We start from the raw sequence: 22,984 nt of genomic DNA, 5'->3' as shown, positions 1-22,984 counted from the left end.
CTTACAAGGCGCTGCCATCACAGTAGCTAACTGCATGCCAAGCATCGTAAGGCCCAGCTCTGTCAGGTGCAAAATTATAACTCCAATGACGCGCCTGATATATCACGCCCTGATAGGCAACTTGCTGCCCAGGAGTTTGATATGCCACATCTTTTTGCCAATCGCTTGCAGCACAACCACCAAACTCAAAACCTATTGTGATAGGAATGGATAGCTCGCGCCCAAAGTCAGCTTCTAGCCGAGTTACGTGAGCATCGGCTTCACCACTGTGATGCAGTTTAATTTCACCTTTGCCTTTTTGTTGATTAAAAAACGGAAATGCGAGGCCGTCATGTTCGCTGTCGTTAATTTTCAGTGTATAACATCCTGCGGGCACATCGAGTGGTAGTGCATGCCAAGCTGCGTTCGAAAACGTTGCCCATTGCTTTACGGTATTTTGGTCTCTATCGACGATCGATACACTGGTTTCTGCTCCTTGTTTTCCCGATAACAAATGCAATACGGCGCTTGTGCCTAGCGCAACAGGTGCCTTCATTTTCACCGTTTGGGTATTATTTATGCCCTGTTGATCTGCGGTGCTTCGCACAGCCACAGTAAGCTCAGAACCATTGGCAGCAAACCTTCCCATGTATGCTGTCGCAAAGTTAATTTGCTTAGTTTCTCCCGCTGGCAACTCTCCTTGCCAATAATATTGTTGCGCCTTTTGTCCTTCGACGCCATAGTCAAACCAGAGCTCATCAATGTCCGAATTGCCTAAGTTTTCAATTTCCACCTCTATTTCGCCACAAGACATACCAAAGCGATCTGGCATCGTAGCGTTAGGTTTTAAAATCCGTTTAAGTGCAATATCTTCCTTGAGGTCATAATCTCCGTATGTTACCAATAACGCATTCACAATATACCGAGGAGCATCTTTACCATATTGAGAAGGCTGCCAGCTGTATGCTTGCCAATCTAGGTCAAATTGAGCGCGCGTTTTGTCTGTAGAAACAGAAAAACTAAATGGCGCTACCGCTTCCCCTGGACACCAATTTGCGCGCGAAAATAAGTACGTTCCCCCCTGAGGGAAAGTTGCACTCTGATCGCAGTTATCACGCCATAAGTTTTGTTTGACGATTAGCTCATTGTCTTGACTGAGCGTGAAATAACGGTCACACCACTCTCCACATAACTCTGCTTTGCCTTCGGGGTTGTCATAAGACAGAGCATGGCCGTGCGCCGACACTATCATCTTAATTTCAGCATGTATTTCACCCGCTTCAAATGTCACTGATTTAGCTGGCAGTAAATTGGCAAAATCCTGCGCCGTTTTATATGGCCAACCTTCAGAGCCCGACTCGTACAACGGGATCACCCTTTTCACTTGTCGATTGTAAAAACCCGGTTGAGAAATTAGCTTTGCGCTCACACCAAATGCACTTTTTTTGGCGCCCCACCCACCATAATGCACATTAAATGTGCCTTCACCACTTAATACCGGGGCAAGATGAGAAACATCAAAATAGTAGGTTCTGCGCCAACTGCGATCAAAACCGTGCATTCCTCTTTGCATATAGCCCGCATAAGGAGTGATCAAACGGCCCATTTCATAGCGTGTGTCTCCTTGGTGCCACTCAAACCTCACGGTGTAATCCCAATCACTGCACCCTTGCTCTGCACACCCTAACTCAAGCTCAAGCATATGTCGTCCACTGGGGTCTACTGGGGTTAAATTGACTGCAAAACGGTGATCACCGTGTTGGGTAAATGAGGTATATTCTGTCAATACTTGCGTTTTAGCCACAGCTGCGAAACTCAACCACACAAGAAATACGTAAAAAATCGATTTCATCACACAATCCTTGATTACAAAAAATTAACATAACCATACGGATTGCAAGAAAACATGTAAAGAGCAGCTGTTCCTTTTTTACCTAAATATTTAATTAAAAATGGAAGGGGCTTTTTAGCAATAAAAAAAGCCGCCTAACGGCGGCTGGTTGGAAACATCAATAAACAAATAACAAGGAATAAGGGAAAAGTAACAGCGCTTAGTCGAGCAATTTATTAGCGCCGATTGCGATTTTTCGCGGCTTCATAGCTTCTGGTACTTCGCGTTCCAGATTTATTTTTAGCAAGCCATTTTCTAAATCTGCGCCAATCACTTTAATGTGATCGCCCAGTTGGAACTTACGTTCAAAGTTACGCTCTGCAATGCCTTGATGAATGAACTTTCGCTCTGCTGCGGCTTCTTTATTTTGTTTCTCACCTTTTACGGTCAGCGTGTTATTTTCCGACTCAAGTGACAGCTCCTGTTCGCTGAAACCTGCAACGGCCATGGTAATTTGGTACTTATCTTCGTCTAAGGCTTCAATATTATACGGTGGGAAACCTGACTGTTTTTCTGAACTTCTTTGCGCTGAATCCATTAACGTGGCCAAGTGATCTAGGCCGATAAATGAACGATAAAGTGGTGATAAATCTACTGTACGCATAAGTGTATCCTCATAAAGCGATATTGCACCTATTTCACTCTTCGAAAAGCAGGAAAATAGGCTTATTAAACAATGTATTAAGTAATTTTTCGGCCCCTTACGGCGACCTCATAACTATATCTATGGACAAGGGGAAATGATTTCAAGAAAAAATGCGCAAAAAAATCAACTTAATCTCTAACACACTGATTTTTATTATTTTTAAATTATCACTTTAGGGGCGCAACAGTGTTGCGCTCTTTTGTTACTTTAAAATAGGGTCGCATCAGAGGTGGTCATACTTTCTTTAAACAAAAAGCGTAACTCTTGTGGTGGCTTTTTCAAACTGCCTAAAATTGCGCTGATCTTCTCCGCGTTGTCGCCAAACGCTTCGACCATGCCTATCAAATCATCACTTGAACTGGCGATGAGTTCATCCAAATCATTTTCGTCTTGAAGGTCAAACTGTGAAATAAGACCCGAGTCAAACAATTGCTGTTTAAGGTTTGTGTTAGATTTCGCCTTTGTGTCTTTTAAACTCGCCAAGATCTCTTTGTTGGTTTTTTCAATCGAGAGTATTTGCTCCACCATCTCGGCTCTACGATTGAGATTGCAAATGGCCAGCTCCAACGCATCCATAACGTGCGCGCATATGTCACTTAACTCTCCAACGTTTTTAACCAATAAAATACTGCTTCGCCAGTTAAAAATCATAGGTCCATGATCAAACTGATGGACACGCTCAAAGTCTTCATGGTGCAACAATAACTCTTTCTCGAGCTTTGCGACGTTACCAGATGTACTGCGAAAAAGCGTTCTGTCTTTGAAATGAACGACAGCGCGAAGATCCAAGCTCGATAAGGTATTGATGAAGATCTTTTGTAGTACTTCAAGATCGCTACAATAGTGGGTCGCTTGCATAAACAACCCAATGGTTTTCATACTGGCATTTTGTCTTTGTAAATCCAGTAATAAACACTCTTTTTCAGCAATATCTGCGTGGGCTTCAAAATAGTCATGATCAGCTTCTAGAATTGCCACAACCTTGCTTTTAAGCTCTTCTGGGTGAGTTGTTTTGCACACATAATCGTTTGCCCCAATTTCAAATGCTTTCAAACGACAATCTGACGACGACAAATTGGATATAAAAACAATGGGGGTATGTCTCAAGTGCTCTACTTTCCTAAGCTCAGAACAGGTTGCATAGCCATCCATACCCGCCATCACAATATCTAGCAAAATGACATGGGGTTTTAACTCAATGGCCTTTTTTAAACCCTCTTCACCACTAGATGCAACACTGACGTCATATTCCGCGAAAACCTGTGAGAGTAAAGTACGATATGTGTTGTCATCATCAATTACTAAAATTCGGACGCTCATCCCAACTCCAATTCATTGTTGCTTTCTCACAATATAGACGTTAAACGACATTACGTTACATTTAGCCCACAAATATTTAAAAAAAAAGGGCTGCAAATACTGCAGCCCTTTTGGTCCCTCTACGGAGAGTGTGAAAAATGAATTTTTACCCTTGATATTAAAATTGGATGTTCATACCTGCGTATACATACCTCCCAAGAGTGTCATACGTGTAAGGGTCGGTATTCGAATCATTGTTTCCTGAGTAATAAGGGGGTTGCTTGTCAAACAGATTATTGATCCCACCTGTCAACTTAATCGTATCGCTTACAAAATAGCTCCCTGAAATATCGTGATAAACCATACTTGGTGTACTCGGAGCGTAACAACTCGTTGGATCCTCTAGGCAACTAAAACTATCCATACCAGATAAGTAGCGTACTTTGTAATTGGCACTCCATGACTCTGCTTTCACCGCTAACGATAAGCTCGATTTAATATCCGCATAGCCGCCCAAGCCGGAAGTGATCAGCCCTGTGTAGTCGACCGTTTCTCCTGCCATAGTTACTGTACGCTCTTTCAAGATTGATGTATCCCAGCCTGCGCGCCAGTTTAAGCCAGCTGCATCAAAGCTATAAGCAACGTTGACGTCATAACCTTGTGTTGTTTCGTCACCAATATTTTGCAACTGGTTGTTAAACGTCGCTTTGCCATTAGAGATTTGCATGTTGGCTGAAGCACATACCGGTGAACTTTGATTGATCAACCCCCCATTACTATCAACACAATTGTCTATGATGTACTGGTTATTAACTTCACTAATCGCATTTGTAATGGCTATGTCGTAGTAATCTAAAGTCAGTGACAAACCTTCAACGAAACTCGGCTCGTATACTAAACCAAAGGTCAAAGTGTCTGCTTCTTCAGGAGTTAAGTTGGCATTGCCCCCCACAATCACTTCAGCTTGACTGTCTAACAAAGGATGAGAGATCTGCTCGAACGACGGTGATTTACCGCCGTATAATTCATCCACTGTAGGTGCTCGAAATGCCGTTGATTTCACACCTCTAAACATTAACTGATCGTTCAATTTCCAAGTGAAACCAAGCTTCCAAGTAGAGTCACTACCAAAGCTGGAGTAGTCAAATGCCCGAATTGCAGCGCTCAAATCTAGATTTTGCGCAAACGCTTTGTCTGCCAAAATAGGAATAGCAAATTCTACAAACGCTTCATTGACATCGTATGAACCACTAGTAGGCTCCACTTTAGGGTCATTAGCCAGACCTTGAGAGGTAAGTGAATCTGGCGTATACCACGCTTTTTCTGTGCGCTTTTCAATACCGGTTGCAAAGCCTAAATAGCCCGCAGGCAACTCTATAATATCTCCAGCCAAAGATGCGCTGAAGTTCAACATTTGGCTGCCCCCCGTATTTTGCTCGGTATACAAATAATCTGTCATATTGTCTGCTGACCAAGATGCCTGATCGAGTGGGTTAAAATTACCCAGCTCAATGTCTTCGGTCAAACTGCCAATATTGTGTAAATTTGATAACTGGTCGACAGAGTCATTGCGACCAAAATTAACGGCAACGTCCCAACTCCAATCGTTATCTAGTATGCCTTCAACACCAACAACCGTTCTCACTGTGTCAACAACCTGCGAAAAATCTCGTGTGCCAGTGTCTGTCATACGACGACGGTAGTGAACTGTATCACCGTACTCTGCACCATGTTCTAATAAATCATCCCCCATGGCTTCGGTATAGGTAAAGTCAAACCATACTGGTTGTGGCGCCATTTGCTGTTCTGACCACCGTTTCGAGTACATTGCTTCAGTGAACAATGAAGTATTGTCAGTCAATTCATAATTTAGCACGCCAGTAAGATTTAACCTTTGCATGGGGGTGTACAAATAACTATCTGAAGCATAGTTGTACGGGTCCGTTTCAGGGTTATATTCCGCATAGTTACCCTCTTCGTCACCCTGTAACTCTTTACCATTTTCAAGATAGAGGTGACCATTTGGGGTAATTGTTGATCCACCACATGTCAGCGACTTTCCACCATCAGTCTCATTCAATGGGCATGACGAAAAGTCTCGATCTGCCTGGCTCGCAGATCCACGTTCCATGTATTGAACGCCAAACACCATGTTACCTCTGTCAAAACTAGTACCCACTGTCAGGTCGATATTGTGCTGCTCAGCATCCCCCTCACCAGATAAGCCAGTCTGAGCATTGAGCTCTGCGCCTTCAAAATCATCTTTTAGAATGATGTTTACAACACCTGCCACAGCATCAGTACCGTAAACTGCTGAAGCACCATCTTTTAATACCTCAATATGCTTGATCATGGCGACCGGAATAGTATTTAAGTCCACCGTTGATGCAGCCCCAGTCCCTGAATTAATCATTCTACGACCATTGACCAACACCAGTGTACGCTGTGCCCCTAACCCACGTAAGTTGATGCTCGCGTTACCACCTGAGCCGTTGTTTACTCCGGGGTTAGTCATGGCCCCTGCCGCAGCTGTGATGTCTTGTAATACATCATCGATCGTCACAGCACCGCTCGCTTGGATAGCATCAGCGCCAATAAACGTGACCGGGCTGGCAGTTTCCATATCAGAGCGTTTAATACGAGAGCCTGTAACTTCTATTTTCTCAATTTGTGCGGCCTGCTCATCTGCAAATACAGGGGTGATTGCACCTCCTGCCGACATTGCTATCGCTATACTGATCGCGGTTTTCTTCATAGATACTTTCCTAAATTGATGTTGGTTTTACTTGCCATGGCGCTTGACTCGACATTAGAGCGAGAAAAATGAATGAAAAATTAATAAAAGCGCAATAAAGAATCAACTGACAATTTTTACTCAGAAAGTTATTTAAAATTTGGCCTTTAAAGTTATAAAAAACTTAAAATACAACAACTTAAAAACAATGAAAAGATAGGAAAAGATGCGTAAAGATGCGTTTTCGGTTGTAAATCAATGTTACTTTCATTGATTTACAGGTAGAATGTAAGATTTAACACTCAAAAAAAATGCATAGTACGCAACAATCATCCCCCCTCAAAATTGAACGTACTTTGGCTCTAAAAACAAATCATCCAAACGCAAAAAAGTTAAAAATATAAATCACTTGAAATCAATCACTTAAATTAAATTAGAACAAATAAATTAAAACTCTTTAAAAAAATGTGAAATAAAAGAAAGCAGCGTTAGGTCTTGCTTAGTGTCACTCAATTAAGGAGAAATTAGTCATGACAACTTTAAGTAAACCAGCAACTTACTATCCAAATTATGAAGTAAACGCCGATGACATCATGACGGTTATCGAAATTTGCCACCCCGACAGCCCGCACAAAAAACGCGCTTTTGATATGATTCAAAATGCACAAGTAAAAAAAAGACATCTCATCATGCCTTTAACAGATGTTGTCAAACAAGGTGACTTTGGAGAGCGAGCCAAAGTATATCAAGATGCGGCCATAGAAATGGCGGAAAATGTCGCGCGTGAAGCTATCCACAATGCCAGACTCAACGTGGATGAAATTGATATGGTTATCGCCACTTCATGCACTGGATTTATGATGCCTTCTTTAACAGCACACCTTATCAACCGCCTGTCACTTAGGCCGGATACAAAGCAGATCCCGATAGCACAAATGGGCTGCGTTGCTGGCGCATCGGCAATTGGTCGTGCATTTGAATACTGTGAACACCGCCCGGATAGAAACGTATTGATTGTGTGCGTTGAAACGTCCTCACTGTGCTTTCACAAAGAAGCTGGCCGCCTACAAGATTTTATCAGTAACTCACTGTTTGCCGATGGCGCCGCTGCTGTTGTGATGCGCGGAGACGATCAGATTTCGGGGCTGCGGCTAACTCACAACCAAAGCGTCACTATTGAAGACACCATGCCCTACATCGAATACCAGTTAACCGACAAAGGATTCAAGTTTTCTCTGGACAAAGATGTAATGCATTCAATTCCACATGTTGCGCCTTACTTGCAGTCATTTTGCAAAGACAAATTGGATATCGATGCCAATAATGTCGACAATACGATTTTTCATACTGGCGGAAGGCGCATATTAGATGAACTAGAGCGCTGCTTAGATCTAGCACCTGAAAAAGTTAAACATTCGCGGGCATGCTTGGCAGAAACAGGCAATACATCGAGTGTTGCCGTAATTGACGTGCTGCGCCGAACTTTTGATCATGCAACCAAAGGAGACACCAGTTTACTTGCTGCATTTGGACCAGGATTCACCTCAGAAATGAGCGTAGGAGTATGGCAATAAGCGAGCAATAAAAGTAAGACGGGCGATAAGCCATTTTACTCATCAAACTGAGCTAAATGGCTTGCCACAATCCTTACGCATCTTCTTCAATTTTCAATAAAAGTGCTTTGATGCCGTCTTTTGCGTTTAGAATATGGCATTTTAAGTATTCACACGCACCGTCAATGTCTTTGTCACGGCATAATTGCAACAACTGCCTGTGTTCTTCGGGCGCAGTGTTAATGCCGCCTGCCAATAAAATATGCATACGCACATAACGTTCAGAGTTTTTGCTATAAACAGCAACGAGCTCTCTTGTTTGGGGACGATTTGCGCGTCCATACAACTTGTTGTGAAACTCAGTATTGAGTTTGCCTGTCGCTAATTGAGAGTCCCCCGCTTCAACGGCGTCTTCTAAATCGGCTAAAATCGCTTCCGCTTCCAATAAGTCGCGGTTGGTTAAATGCGTGATTGAGTGACGCAGTAATTCAGCTTCTAACAAGGCACGCAAATCAAATATTTCATCAATTTGATCGGCACTTAAGCTGGTTACCGTAGCGCCTTTATGCGCTTCAAAATTCACTAAGCCTTCCGCTTCTAATTGCAGCAAAGCCTCACGAACTGGAATACGGCTCACATTAAGCTCTTCGGCGAGTGCAGCTTGACGCAACGGCTCTCCAGCTTTAATTTCACCGCTTAAAATTTTGTCTCTAATCGCTTCGGCAACAAGTTGAGTTCTAGTTTTATGTACAATCGCCATAGGGTTAATCAAAAATTTACAGTGGCTTACATTATACGTAGCTAAATCTAAATTGCACGTGAGCCACACTTGAACTTTGCTAAGTTAATCCAATAATAAAGTCTACTTAGTAAAAAAGTAGACTTTATTGAGTAAGAATAGATACCTACCCCTACTTTACTATTGGTCACCTTGCACGCATAACGGACGTAAGAATCGCGTCATTGCTTTAGTACCAACTGAAGTACTTCTTACATCAGTAGAAGAAGGGAAAGGTCCACCATGATTCATAGACATACACACTTCTACACCGGTAGGCGCTTGGCTGTAAATAATACGCCCAACTTTAAAACTCAATGCCTCAATCAGCTTCGCTTGCTCCTTCAGCTCTTGAGTTTCACCGTAAATACTCGCCGTCAATTGACCTGCTAATCCGTCAATGGCCAGCAATAGTTCATCATAACTTCTGTATTTCACTAGTAAGGCACAAGGTCCAAACACCTCTTCTTGCAAATCTACATCCTTCACAAAATCTTGTATATCACAGGAAAACAAATGCGCAGACGCATGATAGTCCTTCGTCTGTGGTCCTTTTGCTAGCAGCGACACTGCATCGTGCTCGTTCAGCGCAGTAGTACTGCGATTGAAAGCCTGTAAAATTCCCGGTGTGAGTAAAGTATCCGAAGGAGTCGCCTCTATCGCTTTAATAGCAGCGTCGACTAAATTGTCATCTTCACTCGGCACAAACCAAACGCCTGGACTTGTACAAAACTGTCCATGGCCCATCGCCATAGAGCTCACCAATTGAGTCGCTAACACGCCACCTTGTTTTTGGCTGTAATCTTGTAAAACAATTTGCGGGTTTACACTACCAAGCTCGCCATAAAAAGGAATGGGCTCAACCCGTTGATGAATTGTTTTAAGCAGCGCATTTGCCGCCCCTAAAGAACCTGTGAACCCTACTGCTTTAACCATAGGTTCGCTCACCAATTGATGAGAGGTCTTGTGTTCGCTGCCCTGTAGCATAGAAAACAAGCCGTCAGGCATGGCACACTTTTCAATTGCACTCGCTATTGCTTTGGTCATTAATTCATTCGTTGCGGGGTGCGCTGGATGAGCTTTGACAACGACGGCACAACCGGCCGCGAGGGCTGAAGCAGTATCACCACCGAGAGTAGAAAATGCGTAAGGGAAATTTGACGCACCAAAAACGGCAACAACCCCAACAGGTAAATAAGTCAGCGCCGTTTTAGGTTTTGGAATTGGTGTTCTTGTCTCATCACCTTCTTCCGCACAGCTCAGTTTCAACGGAGCTAAATCTTGCTGTAATACATCAGCAAATACACGCAGCTGATTTACCGTACGCATACGCTCACCTTCAAGGCGCTGACGAGGTAAATTAGTCTCTAGCATGGTTGTTTCAATGAGAATGTCGCCAAGCGCTAAGATCTCATCTGCGATGGTGTTTAAAAACTCGCTACGCTGCTGATTTGAAATACTTCGATATTGCTTAAAAGCTGTATGCGCGGCATCGGTAGCCTGTGAAATTTGCTCGTCCGATACCTCATAAAAGCGAGTCGGTAAATATTCATTCGTGCCAGGACAAAACCCTTGAAAAACGTTACCTTGGTTGTTCTCAAGCCATTGTCCAGCAATATAACTTAAACCTGTAAATGTCATGATTGCCTCCTGTTTTTTGATGTGTGCACAAAAGTAGTTAGATCACTTGAAACCCAAATGCATAAGGGTCATCGTCATCGACGGTGATACAGTTGGTGCCCGTTCGAATGGCCCAGCCCTGTATACTAGGACGAATTGCAGCTTTGCCAGCCACTTCGGTTACGTCTTCTATTCGGCCGATAAACTGGCTACCTATGTAGCTTTCGTGGATAAATTCTTGTTGCGGTTGCAGCTGTCCCTTTGCAAACAGCTGTGCCATACGAGCACTTGTGCCTGTGCCACAGGGCGAGCGGTCAATGGCTTTATCTCCGTAGAAAACCGCATTGGCCGCTGAGGAATTTGGTTTTTGAGGTTCACCAGTCCAAAGTACATGGGATGCGCCAGATACACTCGGATCTTCTGGGTGTATGCAATCAACTTTTGCGTTGACCGCAGCCCTCACCTCACGACTTAGCTTTATTAACGTATCGGCATCTACTTGCTCAGTTCCTTTGAAGTTTGCTTGAGGCTCAACAATAATATAAAAGTTACCACCGTAAGCGACATCGACCACCAGCTCTCCCAGCCCCGATACCTCAATCGTCAACTCAGAATGAGCCAAATATGCAGGGACATTTAATAGCTTCACCCATTTTACCTTGCCCTCGCTTTGCTCATACTCGGCATTGACTCTCCCTGCAGGCGTGTCAATTTTTACTTTTCCAGGTTGTTTGGGATGAAGTAACCCCTGCTCAAGCGCAAATGTTATTGTACCAATGGTGCCATGACCACACATGGGTAAGCACCCAGAGGTCTCAATAAAGAGAATACTGATGTCTCCATCTTCAGTGCAAGGAGGGTAAAGAAAAGCGCCCGACATCATATCGTGACCTCGAGGCTCAAACATCAAGGCTTTTCTGATCCAGTCATACTCGGCTAAAAAGTGCTGCCGCTTGTCAGCCATTGTGGCCCCCTTTAAGATCGGGTGGCCACTTGTGACAAGACGTACAGGGTTGCCACAAGTGTGGCCATCAATACAAAAAAATGTACCCCTGTTCATTTCGATATTCCTTAATCAAGCTTATATTTGCTTAGGTCAATACGATTGGTGATGGCTTCATCATACAGACGACTCACATAAGCCTTGTCTTCTTGACTCAATGTCAAACGTGGCGCACGTGTTTTCTCACTACCACGTCCAGCAAGCTGCTCTGCATATTTGATGCATTGCACTAATGTTGGGATCGTATCTAAGCGCAGTAATGGTAAGAACCAACGCCACAACTCTCTGGCTTCTTCGTATCTACCCTGTTGAGCAAGCTTGTAAATCGCCACTGATTCACGCGGGAATACATTGGTCAAACCTGAAATCCAACCTGTTGCACCTAGCATTAAGCTCTCTAGTGCAATGTCATCTACACCGCCAAATACGACAAAGCGATCGCCAAATGCAGCAAATAGCTCGCTAATGCGGCGTGTATCTTCAGTCGCCTCTTTAACCGAAACAATATTTGCTTCTTGAGCAAGTGTACGCATACCCTCAATCGAAACATCTACGCCATACGTGATTGGGTTGTTGTAAATCATAATGGGCAATGCGGTAGAACGTGCTACCTGCTGATAGTGATAAATCGCTTCTCGCTCGGTTGAGCGATAAACCATACCGGGCAATACCATAAAGCCATCAATCCCGATTTCTTCAGCATCTTGTACAAATTCAACTGCTAGCGTAGTCGTTGTTTCTGCCACACCTGAAATTAAAGGTACGCGACCTGCCACAACTTCTTTTGCCATGGTCAAAATCTGTCGTTTTTCTTCTGCACGCAAAGAGCAATTCTCACCCACAGTACCCAAAACAATAATGCCGTGTACCCCTTCTTCGATCAGTGAATTGATCATTGATTTGGTCGTGTCAAAGTTAATCGATTCGTCATCATTAAACTGTGTGGTTACCGCTGGGTAAACCCCCTGCCATTCTACATTCATGGTTTTTCCTCTGTTATCGTTCTTGCTTTTTACTATAGGTATATTGTATACAATAATCAATATTCTATTTTAGGAAATTTCATAATGTCTGAGAAAAATCATGAAAATCAAAACTAAAATACTGATATATAAGGGTTTAATTTTTTTCGTTAGCAATAAGCATTACTTTTAAGCGATAGATGCAATTTAAAATGAGGGTAAAACAATGACCAAAAATAAAAAAATTGCAGTAATCGGAGCAGGAATTGTCGGATTGTGTAACGCGCTTCAGTTACAGCGACACGGTTATCAGGTTACTCTGTTTGATCCCAATGGGATTGGCACTAAATGCTCAATCGGAAACGCGGGCCATTTTGCAACCGAGCAAGTTTTTCCACTTGCTGATAAGGCCTTGCTTGGCAAATTACCAAAAATGCTCATGGATAGTTTGAGCCCATTGAGGATTGATTGGCGCTATATTCTTAAAGCATTGCCTTGGTTTGCAAGGTTTTGCGCCAATATGCCGACAGATAAATACCGACGAAATAGCACGGCACTCAAGGCACTTAACACCCCCGCCCTCGATTCATACAAACGATTGTTGGGCGACAACTTTAATGATCATATAAAACTCAATGGTAGCCTGTTAACTTTTGAAAATTTCAGCCTCCGGGCAGTTGAAAAGGTGTATCACACTTATTCATCTAACGGTGTAAATGTCGAACTGCTTGATAGACAAGCGGTGCATGCTTTAGAACCTCAGCTGAGCGATCAGGTCAATTATGCATTGCTGTTTAAAGATGTTGGGCACACTCCTGACCCTCATCAGTTATCTCTTTGTATTTATGATATGTTCGTAAATCTTGGCGGTGAATTTATAGAACAAGCAATCACCGAAATAAATGTTCAGAGCAACTCCGTTGATCTCACAACACCGCAGAGCGAACACAACCACTTTGCCAAAATTGTGATCTGTACAGGTGCTTGGAGTAAAGACCTTTGTGCACAGTTGGGATACAAGCTTCCAATTGAAGCTGAACGTGGTTATCACAATATGCTCAGCACACATGCATTAACACGACCCGTCGCCTCTGCAGATAGACAGTTTATCATGACCCCGATGCAATCTGGATTAAGATTGGCTGGCACCGTTGAATTTGCTGGGTTAAATACAGCACCACTGTACACGCGCGCTGCGCGCCTACTCACCCACGCAAAAGCAATGCTCAAAGCCTTTGCAGATGTTGAGCAAGGCACCCACTGGATGGGCCCTCGACCATCATTACCCGACTCACTACCAGTGATTGGGGCAGCCCCTAATCACCAAAATGTGATTTTTGCACTGGGTCATCAACACTTAGGATTAACACAGGCCGCTATCACCAGTGAACTCATCGCAAACGTGGTTGCAAAGCAGCCAACTGTATTTGATATTACTCCCTACAGCATTGCTCGCTTTCAGTGATGCTGGATTTTAACTAACTAGGATATATTTATGATAGGTATAGGTTTTCAAACTAAGCAGGCAGCCTTAGATAGCCTCAACGATATGACCGCTGGGGCGACTCCCATTACCGAAGCCGAATATCGCGCACGCATGCACAAAGCTCAAACTTACATGCGTGAACACAACATTGATGCTTTATATCTCAATGCAGGTACCAATTTAAAGTACTTCACCGGTTTAAGCTGGTCAGCCAGTGAAAGGTTGGTTGGCGCTTTATTACCTGCAAACGGTGATGTTTGTTTTATCGCTCCCTATTTTGAACTAGGTACTATCAGCGACTATCAAGTTGTACAAGGTAAAATTTATGCCTGGCAAGAAGAAGAGTGTCCATATCAACTACTTGGTCAGGCTTTGTCAGAGTTTGGGATTGGGCAAACCGCAACCTTAGCAGTAGACGAAAGCACTGCTTTTTTCACTGTCGACGGGATAGTAAACGCAAACTCGCAATTGAGTGTGATCAATGCTCATAAAGTTACTAGTCATTGTCGTATGCATAAATCAGACAATGAACTTGCCTTGATCCAGCGAGCAATGGACATGACCTTAGCTGTACACCAAGCTGCCGCTTCAATGCTCCATGAAGGCATTACCACCACTGAGGTGGAAGCGTTTATTGAACAAGCGCATAAAAAGGTCGGTGCACCGGGTAACTATTTTTGTATTGTATTATTTGGTAAGGCGTCTTCATTCCCACATGGCGTCAAAGAACCGCAAACTCTTAAAAGAGGTGATGTTGTTCTTATCGATACTGGATGTAAGTTACATGGATACCTCAGCGATATCACACGTACTTATGTGTACGGAGAAGCTTCTGAGTTCCAACGTGAAATGTGGCAGCATGAAAAGCAAGCACAATTGCAAGCATTTAATGCAGCGCAAATTGGTGCAACATGCGGTGATGTAGATCACGCTGCAAGAAGCTATCTCGCGGCCCAAAGCTTAGGACCTGACTATCAGCTTCCAGGTTGTCCACATCGAACTGGCCATGGGATCGGGTTAGATATTCATGAACTTCCATACCTAGTCAAAGATAATCCACAGGCTTTGGCACCGGGCATGTGTTTTTCAAACGAACCCATGTTGGTGGTCCCTGATGAATTCGGTATTCGTTTGGAAGATCACTTTTATATGACTGAGGCTGGAGCTAAATGGTTTACGGAGCCAAGCTATAGTATAGACGACCCGTTTGGGCTAGAAAAATAAGTCAAACGCTGCGAGTAATGACTCGCAGCTTTTTGAATATGAAAATTAGTTTTGCTGCTCTCGGATCCCCTGTAAATTAACTTTACCCGAGCCATCATCGATCAGTTCAAATGACTGTGCATTTTTTACTGAAATACTGCCTGAACCATCATCGACAGACACTTTGCCCGACACATTTTCAACGACTATTTTCCCAGAACCATCCTCGATAGAAACATCGCCTTTGACATCCTCCACAGAAAGCTTACCCGAGCCATCATCAATAATAAGCTCACCCTGCACGCCCGAAACTTCAATGCTGCCAGACCCATCTTCAATTTCAAGTGCGATCAAGTTGTCATTAACCTGAATAGAGCCGGAGTTATCATCGATATGTTGAATACTCACACCTGACACATCGAGTGAACCCGAACCGTCTTTGATCCGAGTCACAAGTGACTTAGGCGCTGTTATCGATAAGTGAATCAAAGTGTAATTAGTTTCGTGATGACAGACATTGGACTTGAGTAGCGCTTTACCGTTTGACTGCGTAAGATCCAAACAATAGTCATCACTTTCTTGAGATTGATAGATTTCGGCTGTTACGCTTATTTTATCCGTGTCCGCACCAACTACACGCAGCTCTCCTGCCCCAGCTTCTATTTTAAACTGGTTAATATCTGCGACTGGCAAAGACAATGACGTGCTTTTTACAAACTCAAAGTCAGACGAGTAAAACTGGTGAGCCGACGCGTTAAGTGAACAAGCCGCCAGTGCGGCCATCATGAATGCTTTCATCCTATGGTCCTTGTTGTGTGATATTTTTAAAGTAAGACGCAGTGAACGAAAAAAAGGTTTAAACACGGTGAATTTTTTTGGAAAAAATTTACTGTCAATGCTTCCAGCTCAAATTGCAAGCTCGACTTATGAATTCACAGAGGTGGATTTGTGATATCGCTCGATTATACTCATTCACCTATTTGATACTATAGCTGCCTTTGAAAGCCAACTGCTAGATAAAGCACATTTTTCCAGTATCTTCCACAGATTCATTCAAAGTATTGAGCTTACTCGAAAAAAGCAGAATATTTATATCACCCGCCAATTTAAATTAAGATTTAAAAACAGAGTAAAATAACAACAAACTCGTTTAATAAACCCACACCATGACGAAATAAAAATCAAAATATAAATTAAATCATTTTATATAAATTTAGCTGGCAAGAATTATTTAATTTACAATGGCAATTCTTGCCCACTTATTAATTATCACTTCCCTGCAAAGAGAATTAATTTACTTACAGCTAAAGGAAAGGTTTATCTGGTATGGTTCACCCATTGAATCTTCAGCAATGCCGCCACCAATCCACATTGCCGTACCAACATCATCGACATGACCCCCACCAAAAATAGACATGCCAGCACCAGCAACTTCAACAGCTTCAGCAAGGTTGCGATTTTTCAAATACTCTTGCTCAGGCATTGACCCCATGTATGTGATCGTTTCATTGATAACATAGGCTTGTGACGCACCATTTTCAGTGCAATAGTGGTTTGCTTGATCAAGCGCCTCTTTACCCGCTTTTTCTCTAGTTTCCGCAGTTAAATTAGCGTAGTGTTTGCCATCTTCCGCAGGCCTTACATTGTTGTGATGTGCACATCCACTTGCCAAAACGGCGATCATAGATACTGTCAAAAGTTGTTTCATTGTTTTCCCCAATCATGTTTGATGAACAAAGCATAGGACAAGCCGCTGTGTGAATCAGTCAGGGAGTGTTTAAAAATGTAACTCCTGCAACAAACACTTTGACAATTCACCCATTTCGTAAAGTTTTAGGTCAACCTTTTACAAGCAAAACTTGCGCTTTTTCAGGGAAGGAGGGCTTCGGAGAAAAATTTAACACGAAAAAATGTTACCAAACTCACAGTTACATTATTCAGGTCATTACCAGTGCATAGCCAGCTTGAGCATGCACTAAAGTTAGCCTGTCAATCTCATCATTATATCAATCTAAGAAAGATGACGTTTTCTTAAAAAGAAGGAAACAAAACCATACAAGGGAAAGAACAAACAAATAATAAAGCATTCGAAACTACCGTTCTCAACAAAGTTCTAGCACTTAAATGTGCATAAATTAATCTTAAAACAACACCATAATTATACCACCCGATTAAATAACTATTAAGAGCGAGCTTGTATAAATTGAAAATAATATGAAGAAAATCATCTTTAATAAATACCCACATAAAAAACATATCTAATTAATAAACATACATAAAATATAAACCAGAAAAAATTATAGCAAATTGACTTAGTGCTTTTTCTACTCATTCAAAACCTAGACAATTGGAAAGTAGCGTGCAAGATACCAAAAGTAATAGTGGCAACTCATTTGCTTAATTTATTGACCTTTTCGTAAGGGTCCATACTTATTGGACTCAGCAGTTTAACCAGCATTCTTAGATACGGGTTGTGCAATCAAAACCTCACCAACCCTAGACGACATTGGCCGCAGCCACTTGCCAATCGACAGCTAAGAAACGCAGATATAGTCAAAGAACATGCTTTCGATATGCCTAACAGTTGCGCATCAAGAACGCTAAAATATGAATGGTTATTAACCGCAAAAGCCCTTCCCTGTCTATAAAACACGCAAACGAACCGAATAAACATGCATCAGCCATTGAATTTCTATATCATCCGCGCGATTAAAATTAAAACTTAGGACAACAAGTATGAGTAATTCACAGGCGGGAGATTCTCGCACTATGGCAGATATGAGCCATAGCCGCTGGACCCAACATGACACTAATTGGGTATTGAGCCTATTTGGTACGGCTGTAGGCGCGGGGATCTTATTTTTACCAATCAACATTGGCATCGGTGGATTCTGGCCACTATTAATCATGGCTTTACTTGCTTTCCCAATGACCTATTTGGCCCATCGAGGGTTAGCCAGATTTGTGCTTTCATCAAAAAACAATGACTCTGATTTTACAGACGTGGTTGAAGAGCACTTTGGGGCAACCAGTGGTCGCCTTATTTCCTTACTGTATTTCTTTTCAATTTTCCCTATCTTACTTATCTATGGCGTAGGATTAACCAATACAGTCGACAGCTTTATGGTCAATCAGCTGGGTATGGAATCTCTACCACGCGTTTTGCTTTCAGGTGTGCTCGTTGCTGGTATGATAGCCATCATGCTTGGCGGTGAAAAACTCCTGCTACGTGCATTTGCCATTTTAGTTTACCCTCTTGTGGGGGTTTTGCTGTTCTTATCACTATACTTGATCCCCAACTGGCAACTGCCCGCGATTTCATCTCCAGATTTGGGCTCTTTGACAGAAACTCTGTGGCTCTCTGTGCCCATCGTGGTCTTTTCATTTAGCCACGCAGCGGCTATTTCAAGCTTCGCAAATACACAGCGTAAGCACTACAAATCTGAAGCGACAGTCAAAGCCGAAGGAATTTTACGAAATACCGCACTCATGCTCATTGCATTTGTTTTACTATTCGTCTTCTCTTGTATATTTTCACTCACACCTGAACAAATGGCCGAAGCTAAAGAAGCCAATGTATCGGTTCTATCCTACTTAGCAAACGTGTATAACAACCCATTTATCGCGACATTAGGCCCACTTGTGGCATTCATTGCGATCACATCGTCATTTTTAGGTCACTTTTTAGGGGCAAGAGAAAGTTTTAACGGTCTGCTGACCAAACAAACTTCTATTGGCTATAAAGCAGCAGACAAAATTGGCGTGGTTCTGATGTTCATCTCTATTTGGATTTGTGCTGTAATTAACCCAAGCATATTAGATATGATGGGCGCGATATCCGGTCCAATTATCGCATTGATCTTATTTGTGATGCCAACAATCGCCATTTATAAAGTGCCAGCGTTACAAAAATATAAAGGTAACTTAAGTACTTACTTCGTACTGATCGTTGGCTTACTTGCGGTATCTGCATTGCTGTTTAATATGTAATTCTTTGCAAAAGGTGCAATCGTTATAATTGCACCTTTCTACTTAGGTTCTTTGGCAATCAAATAAGCCTGATCCCGACCGTTAGTCTTCGCCAAATACAGACCCTCATCTGCTTTTTGGATTAAATCTTCAATATTATCATAAGCTCCATAGTGGCCCACAGCGACACCAGCACTCACCGTCACTACATCAAATTGAGATTTGCAGTGTGGGATCTCTAAGCCCTTTACCGCATTCACTATAGACTGAGCAATCTTAAGCGCGCCTTCTTCACTGGTATTGGGAAGTAACACTGCAAACTCTTCTCCCCCATAGCGAAACACACTATCAAGCGGCCGGTTAACCATTTTCATTGCTATTTTTGCCACGTCCTTAAGCGCATCATCTCCTTGTAAATGCCCATATTTATCGTTAAACAACTTAAAATAGTCGATATCAAGCATGATGACTGATAAACATTGCTGTTGCCGTAAGTTTTGCCTAAACAAACGCTTGCATTCCATATCAAAGTATCGGCGATTAAATACTTCTGTTAATCCATCAAAAAACGAGTATTGCTTTAATATGTCTGTTTGACGTTTGTACTTTAAGTGAGTCCGAACTCTGTTTACTAGTGTCCTGGCAACAATAGGCTTTCCTAAAAAGTCGACAGCCCCAGCATCCCAACACAGTTCTTGCTGGTTTTCGTTGGTGTTTGATGTCACAAAAATGATCGGGATTTCGTTAAGCTCATCCATAGCTTGAATTTTTTTACACGCCTCCAAGCCAGTCATACCACCTAAAATCCAGTCCATCAAAATCAAATCAGGTGCAGACTTTAGGCAGTAATCGATTGCATCTTCAGCACAGTCGACTGCATCAACTTTACACAGCCCCTCTAAACAAGCACTCAGTACTTTTTGCGTCAGCGCAGAGTCTTCTACAATCAAAACTAAGCTATCACTGAGGTCGTCAATTTCCTTAAACACGCTACCCTCTACAATAATTAAACATGCCTATGTTGTTTATAGCGAATACTTTTGTCCCTCACAAGATCAAAAAGTAAATTCATATAAAAAATGCGTTTGTAGACGCGTCCCAACGCTGCATAAAACCTCTTCAGCTCATTAAGATGAAAAACTAATTCAAAGATTTATCAGGCCAAAATTTGGTTCCCTTCACAGTAGCCTGCAGCGCCAAACCACTTTGCGTTAAAGTGTAAACAGACAGATCACCGTAATATACTTCGCCTTGAATTGCAGCGCCCTTTTCAGATGCTTTCGCTGCGGCATCGGCATTGCCGCCAAAGGTCCAACCGTTATTCACAAATGTATCGAGTGCTGCCGCAGTATGAAAAACGACGATCAGTCTATAATCTTTGACACCTAGGCCCAAACCAACTCCACCTTCAGCCATATTCATATAAGTAAATTGACCCGTTTGATTGTTTTGCACCACCCCATAGCCTGTGCCCGCTGAAACCAACAGTAAGTTAATGTTTGCATTTGAAAACACTGCGTAACCAACCGCTGATCGCAGCTGCGCTCGTGTATCCGGTTTTTCTTGATACAATTGCGCCAAAGTTTCGTTTTTCATTTCTATTATTTGTGCACGTTTTTGCACATTGTCCCCCGGCCCCATCGATGCACAACCACTGATTGCTAACATCATCAGTAAAACACTGGCTTTAAAAAAATATGTCATTTCTTACTCCTCAATTACTACCAAATTTGCCTAAGCCTTATGCCGTAGCGCACCAGTAGCATAAGATGCAAGCATCAAGTTTAGCCTAAGATGAACAGCGCAATGCGCAATTGTATAAAAGTGTAGAGTGAGCTTAGAAAAAGCAACCAATGAGGGACTCAAAATAAAAAGGCCACCATAAAATGGTGGCCTTTAACACATCATGGGTAATCATGAAAGGGATAAATGTGAAAACAACTTCATTGTAGCGACTAGGTAGTAAATTAAAATCATATTATAATGGGCAATTAGTTCGAATTTTTCGAACAGTTTCCACCCAGTCCCCCCGCTTCGAGATCGTTTAAGGTTATTTTGTTCTTTCATGGCCATTTACTCGATTTATTGAGTGCGAACTTTTACCATACACAAAAACTTTATATCGACACTATGCATTATCTTTCATTTGTAACCGTGCTCTGGGCATTTTCATTCAGTTTAATTGGAGTGTATTTGGCCGGACAAGTAGACTCTTGGTTTGCGGCGTTTAGCCGTGTCGTCATCGCATTATTGGTTTTTTTGCCTTTTACCAAAATTACCAATGTAAAGCCTCATGTTGCAGTCAGATTAATGGTGATTGGCGCAATCCAAATTGGTCTAATGTATGGATTTTATTACCATTCTTTCCTATATCTCAGTGTACCGGAAGTACTGCTTTTTACTGTAATGACGCCTGTATATATCACCGTAATTAGTGATTTACTAGAGAGGAAAATACAGCTTCATCACCTGTTTGTAGCGCTAATTGCTACATGTGGAGCAATCACCATTCGTTATGCCCAGCTCAATGATGACTTTTGGTTTGGTTTGATGCTAGTGCAAGGTGCCAATATCTGCTTTGCCTTAGGTCAAGTATTGTACAAACGTTTGCTTGCCACAGAGCAGCTACCAGCACAACATACCTGCTTTGGTTTTTTCTTTTTTGGCGCACTCATTATCACAGGACTCAGCTACGCCATTTTAGGCAATGAAAATAAACTTCCTACGACTCAACTGCAATGGGGTGTACTCATATACTTGGGACTAGTCGCCTCGGGCCTAGGTTATTTTTTATGGAATAAAGGCGCGACCCTCGTCTCCGTCGGTACATTGGCAATTATGAACAATGTACTGATCCCAGCTGGTGTACTAGTCAACATTGTTATATGGAATAAAGATGCCGAATTAACCTCTCTGTTAATTGGCAGTGGCATCATTTGTGTAGCGTTGATCTTAAACTTTATTTTTGAAAAAAATGCTGCCAACAAAGAAACGGCTTCGCACTAGCAAAGCCGCGCTCAACCTATAGCGTTTTTAGAAAATGAATTTTACTGTCTGTGCCATCTTCTAGAGGGTGGCAGTCGACAATGTGATAGTTATTTTTTAATAGCATCATCAACATAGACCTAAAACGGTTCATAGACTTAACTGCAATACTATGAAACCCATGTGCTTTACACCAGCGCTCCTGTTCGGTTAATAAAGCTTGTGCAATGCCGGCACCACGGTATTGGGGTATCACTGCACCTAACCAACTATAAAAACGTCGCGCATCGACCGCATAACCCAACTTGTACGCTACAGGCAAGCCATCTACTTTCGCTATCAACAGCAACACTTTTTTCCCTTGCAATCGAGCGTCTAAAATTTCTCTCGTTTTTGGTGTTGCGAATTCAGGGATTTGATTTTCTATGTCTATGAGATCTTCCACACAGCCCTGTTCAATATGCCACTTCATTTATCACTCCAACATCGCCTTTTTACATTTTTTGACATGCCATACTAGCTATGCGTTTTTTATTTGGTCAATTTTCTTACTTATCGACTGAGCTTTCAACTTTTCTCAAATTAAATTATTGAAAAATCGATTTTTTAACGGTGAAAAGTTGGGAATATTTAACCACTACACCTTTTAAGAAAGCCATATAAATATTCTTAGAACCAATGCAAATCGGATATTAAAACACCTAACTAGTTACAAAACTGTAAAAAAACCTTTGACAAAGTTCAAAATACAACCAATTATTTAAAACGTTCCAACTCAATTGGCAACAATAATGCCTGTGAAAAAATAACAACAATCAAGAAGCCAATAAATACAGTGGAACAAATCACAATCATTTTTTGGAACGATACAAGGTT

18 protein-coding genes are annotated in these 22,984 nt (G+C 42.2%); 5 read left to right on the top strand and 13 right to left on the bottom strand.

Going from position 1 to position 22,984, the window contains the following annotated elements:
• Nucleotide 1: 1 nt before the first annotated feature.
• From J8M00_RS13145 to J8M00_RS13130, 4 genes are all read right to left on the bottom strand, one after another.
• The gene (locus J8M00_RS13145) at nt 2–1,831 is read right to left on the bottom strand and encodes a peptide-N-glycosidase F-related protein (protein ID WP_211010774.1); all 1,830 of its coding nucleotides are present in this window, start codon (nt 1,829–1,831) and stop codon (nt 2–4) included.
• Between the two features lie 199 nt (nt 1,832–2,030).
• A complete protein-coding gene (locus J8M00_RS13140) occupies nt 2,031–2,474 on the bottom strand; it encodes an Hsp20 family protein (protein WP_211010772.1) in 444 nt (147 codons plus the stop codon).
• A gap of 249 nt (nt 2,475–2,723) precedes the next feature.
• Complete coding sequence (locus J8M00_RS13135; protein ID WP_211010770.1) at nt 2,724–3,836, bottom strand: response regulator; 1,113 nt, start codon at nt 3,834–3,836, stop codon at nt 2,724–2,726.
• Nucleotides 3,837–3,993: 157 nt separating this feature from the next.
• Nucleotides 3,994–6,570 (bottom strand): TonB-dependent receptor plug domain-containing protein, encoded by a 2,577-nt coding sequence (locus J8M00_RS13130; RefSeq protein ID WP_211010768.1) that lies wholly within the window; start codon nt 6,568–6,570, stop codon nt 3,994–3,996.
• A gap of 509 nt (nt 6,571–7,079) precedes the next feature.
• Here J8M00_RS13130 and J8M00_RS13125 point away from each other — a divergent pair.
• Nucleotides 7,080–8,123 carry a type III polyketide synthase gene (locus tag J8M00_RS13125; RefSeq protein WP_211010766.1) on the top strand — a complete coding sequence of 348 codons (1,044 nt, stop codon included), beginning with the start codon at nt 7,080–7,082 and terminating at the stop codon, nt 8,121–8,123.
• A 73-nt stretch (nt 8,124–8,196) separates the two neighbouring features.
• Here the strand turns inward: J8M00_RS13125 and J8M00_RS13120 are convergent, their stop codons facing one another.
• From J8M00_RS13120 to dapA, 4 genes are all read right to left on the bottom strand, one after another.
• Complete coding sequence (locus tag J8M00_RS13120; protein ID WP_023402097.1) at nt 8,197–8,862, bottom strand: GntR family transcriptional regulator; 666 nt, start codon at nt 8,860–8,862, stop codon at nt 8,197–8,199.
• Nucleotides 8,863–9,021: 159 nt separating this feature from the next.
• A complete protein-coding gene (locus J8M00_RS13115; RefSeq protein WP_211010764.1) occupies nt 9,022–10,521 on the bottom strand; it encodes an aldehyde dehydrogenase (NADP(+)) in 1,500 nt (499 codons plus the stop codon).
• 37 nt (nt 10,522–10,558) lie between these two features.
• The gene (locus tag J8M00_RS13110; protein ID WP_211010762.1) at nt 10,559–11,560 is read right to left on the bottom strand and encodes a 4-hydroxyproline epimerase; all 1,002 of its coding nucleotides are present in this window, start codon (nt 11,558–11,560) and stop codon (nt 10,559–10,561) included.
• 11 nt (nt 11,561–11,571) lie between these two features.
• Nucleotides 11,572–12,486 (bottom strand): 4-hydroxy-tetrahydrodipicolinate synthase, encoded by a 915-nt coding sequence (gene dapA, locus J8M00_RS13105; protein WP_023402094.1) that lies wholly within the window; start codon nt 12,484–12,486, stop codon nt 11,572–11,574.
• A gap of 205 nt (nt 12,487–12,691) precedes the next feature.
• On the opposite strand from dapA, the gene J8M00_RS13100 reads away from it, so the two are divergent.
• On the top strand, nt 12,692–13,930 hold the full coding sequence (locus tag J8M00_RS13100; RefSeq protein ID WP_211010760.1) for an NAD(P)/FAD-dependent oxidoreductase: 1,239 nt from the start codon (nt 12,692–12,694) through the stop codon (nt 13,928–13,930).
• Between the two features lie 30 nt (nt 13,931–13,960).
• Nucleotides 13,961–15,175, top strand: a complete 1,215-nt coding sequence (locus tag J8M00_RS13095; RefSeq protein ID WP_211010758.1) for a M24 family metallopeptidase — start codon at nt 13,961–13,963, stop codon at nt 15,173–15,175.
• Between the two features lie 45 nt (nt 15,176–15,220).
• Here the strand turns inward: J8M00_RS13095 and J8M00_RS13090 are convergent, their stop codons facing one another.
• A complete protein-coding gene (locus J8M00_RS13090; protein ID WP_211010756.1) occupies nt 15,221–15,952 on the bottom strand; it encodes a hypothetical protein in 732 nt (243 codons plus the stop codon).
• A 496-nt stretch (nt 15,953–16,448) separates the two neighbouring features.
• Complete coding sequence (locus tag J8M00_RS13085) at nt 16,449–16,862, bottom strand: hypothetical protein (RefSeq protein ID WP_211010754.1); 414 nt, start codon at nt 16,860–16,862, stop codon at nt 16,449–16,451.
• Nucleotides 16,863–17,890: 1,028 nt separating this feature from the next.
• Here J8M00_RS13085 and J8M00_RS13080 point away from each other — a divergent pair.
• Complete coding sequence (locus J8M00_RS13080) at nt 17,891–19,144, top strand: aromatic amino acid transport family protein (RefSeq protein WP_247687358.1); 1,254 nt, start codon at nt 17,891–17,893, stop codon at nt 19,142–19,144.
• Between the two features lie 38 nt (nt 19,145–19,182).
• Here the strand turns inward: J8M00_RS13080 and J8M00_RS13075 are convergent, their stop codons facing one another.
• Both J8M00_RS13075 and J8M00_RS13070 read right to left on the bottom strand, forming a co-directional pair.
• Entirely contained in the window at nt 19,183–20,112 is a 930-nt protein-coding gene (locus J8M00_RS13075; protein ID WP_211010752.1) for a GGDEF domain-containing response regulator, read from the bottom strand.
• Nucleotides 20,113–20,263: 151 nt separating this feature from the next.
• Complete coding sequence (locus J8M00_RS13070) at nt 20,264–20,827, bottom strand: YSC84-related protein (RefSeq protein WP_211010750.1); 564 nt, start codon at nt 20,825–20,827, stop codon at nt 20,264–20,266.
• 426 nt (nt 20,828–21,253) lie between these two features.
• On the opposite strand from J8M00_RS13070, the gene J8M00_RS13065 reads away from it, so the two are divergent.
• Nucleotides 21,254–22,129, top strand: a complete 876-nt coding sequence (locus tag J8M00_RS13065; RefSeq protein WP_211010748.1) for a carboxylate/amino acid/amine transporter — start codon at nt 21,254–21,256, stop codon at nt 22,127–22,129.
• Between the two features lie 16 nt (nt 22,130–22,145).
• Here J8M00_RS13065 and J8M00_RS13060 read toward each other — a convergent pair whose 3' ends face one another.
• Nucleotides 22,146–22,580: a GNAT family N-acetyltransferase gene (locus J8M00_RS13060; protein WP_211010747.1), complete on the bottom strand. Its 435-nt coding sequence runs from the start codon at nt 22,578–22,580 to the stop codon at nt 22,146–22,148.
• Between the last annotated feature and the right edge of the window lie 404 nt (nt 22,581–22,984).

Origin of the sequence: Pseudoalteromonas luteoviolacea (assembly GCF_018100925.1) — a bacterium.
GTDB classification, from domain to species: Bacteria; Pseudomonadota; Gammaproteobacteria; order Enterobacterales; family Alteromonadaceae; genus Pseudoalteromonas; species Pseudoalteromonas obscura.
The sequence above is the reverse complement of the archived record's forward strand: the minus strand, read 5'-3'. Positions and strand labels throughout refer to the sequence as shown.

Coding starts and splice junctions, on each gene's coding strand:
- J8M00_RS13145 (WP_211010774.1), bottom strand. CDS start 1,831: ATGAAATCGATTTTTTACGTATTTCTTGTGTGGTTGAGTTTCGCAGCT.
- J8M00_RS13140 (WP_211010772.1), bottom strand. CDS start 2,474: ATGCGTACAGTAGATTTATCACCACTTTATCGTTCATTTATCGGCCTA.
- J8M00_RS13135 (WP_211010770.1), bottom strand. CDS start 3,836: ATGAGCGTCCGAATTTTAGTAATTGATGATGACAACACATATCGTACT.
- J8M00_RS13130 (WP_211010768.1), bottom strand. CDS start 6,570: ATGAAGAAAACCGCGATCAGTATAGCGATAGCAATGTCGGCAGGAGGT.
- J8M00_RS13125 (WP_211010766.1), top strand. CDS start 7,080: ATGACAACTTTAAGTAAACCAGCAACTTACTATCCAAATTATGAAGTA.
- J8M00_RS13120 (WP_023402097.1), bottom strand. CDS start 8,862: ATGGCGATTGTACATAAAACTAGAACTCAACTTGTTGCCGAAGCGATT.
- J8M00_RS13115 (WP_211010764.1), bottom strand. CDS start 10,521: ATGACATTTACAGGTTTAAGTTATATTGCTGGACAATGGCTTGAGAAC.
- J8M00_RS13110 (WP_211010762.1), bottom strand. CDS start 11,560: ATGAACAGGGGTACATTTTTTTGTATTGATGGCCACACTTGTGGCAAC.
- dapA (WP_023402094.1), bottom strand. CDS start 12,486: ATGAATGTAGAATGGCAGGGGGTTTACCCAGCGGTAACCACACAGTTT.
- J8M00_RS13100 (WP_211010760.1), top strand. CDS start 12,692: ATGACCAAAAATAAAAAAATTGCAGTAATCGGAGCAGGAATTGTCGGA.
- J8M00_RS13095 (WP_211010758.1), top strand. CDS start 13,961: ATGATAGGTATAGGTTTTCAAACTAAGCAGGCAGCCTTAGATAGCCTC.
- J8M00_RS13090 (WP_211010756.1), bottom strand. CDS start 15,952: ATGAAAGCATTCATGATGGCCGCACTGGCGGCTTGTTCACTTAACGCG.
- J8M00_RS13085 (WP_211010754.1), bottom strand. CDS start 16,862: ATGAAACAACTTTTGACAGTATCTATGATCGCCGTTTTGGCAAGTGGA.
- J8M00_RS13080 (WP_247687358.1), top strand. CDS start 17,891: ATGAGTAATTCACAGGCGGGAGATTCTCGCACTATGGCAGATATGAGC.
- J8M00_RS13070 (WP_211010750.1), bottom strand. CDS start 20,827: ATGACATATTTTTTTAAAGCCAGTGTTTTACTGATGATGTTAGCAATC.
- J8M00_RS13065 (WP_211010748.1), top strand. CDS start 21,254: ATGCATTATCTTTCATTTGTAACCGTGCTCTGGGCATTTTCATTCAGT.
- J8M00_RS13060 (WP_211010747.1), bottom strand. CDS start 22,580: ATGAAGTGGCATATTGAACAGGGCTGTGTGGAAGATCTCATAGACATA.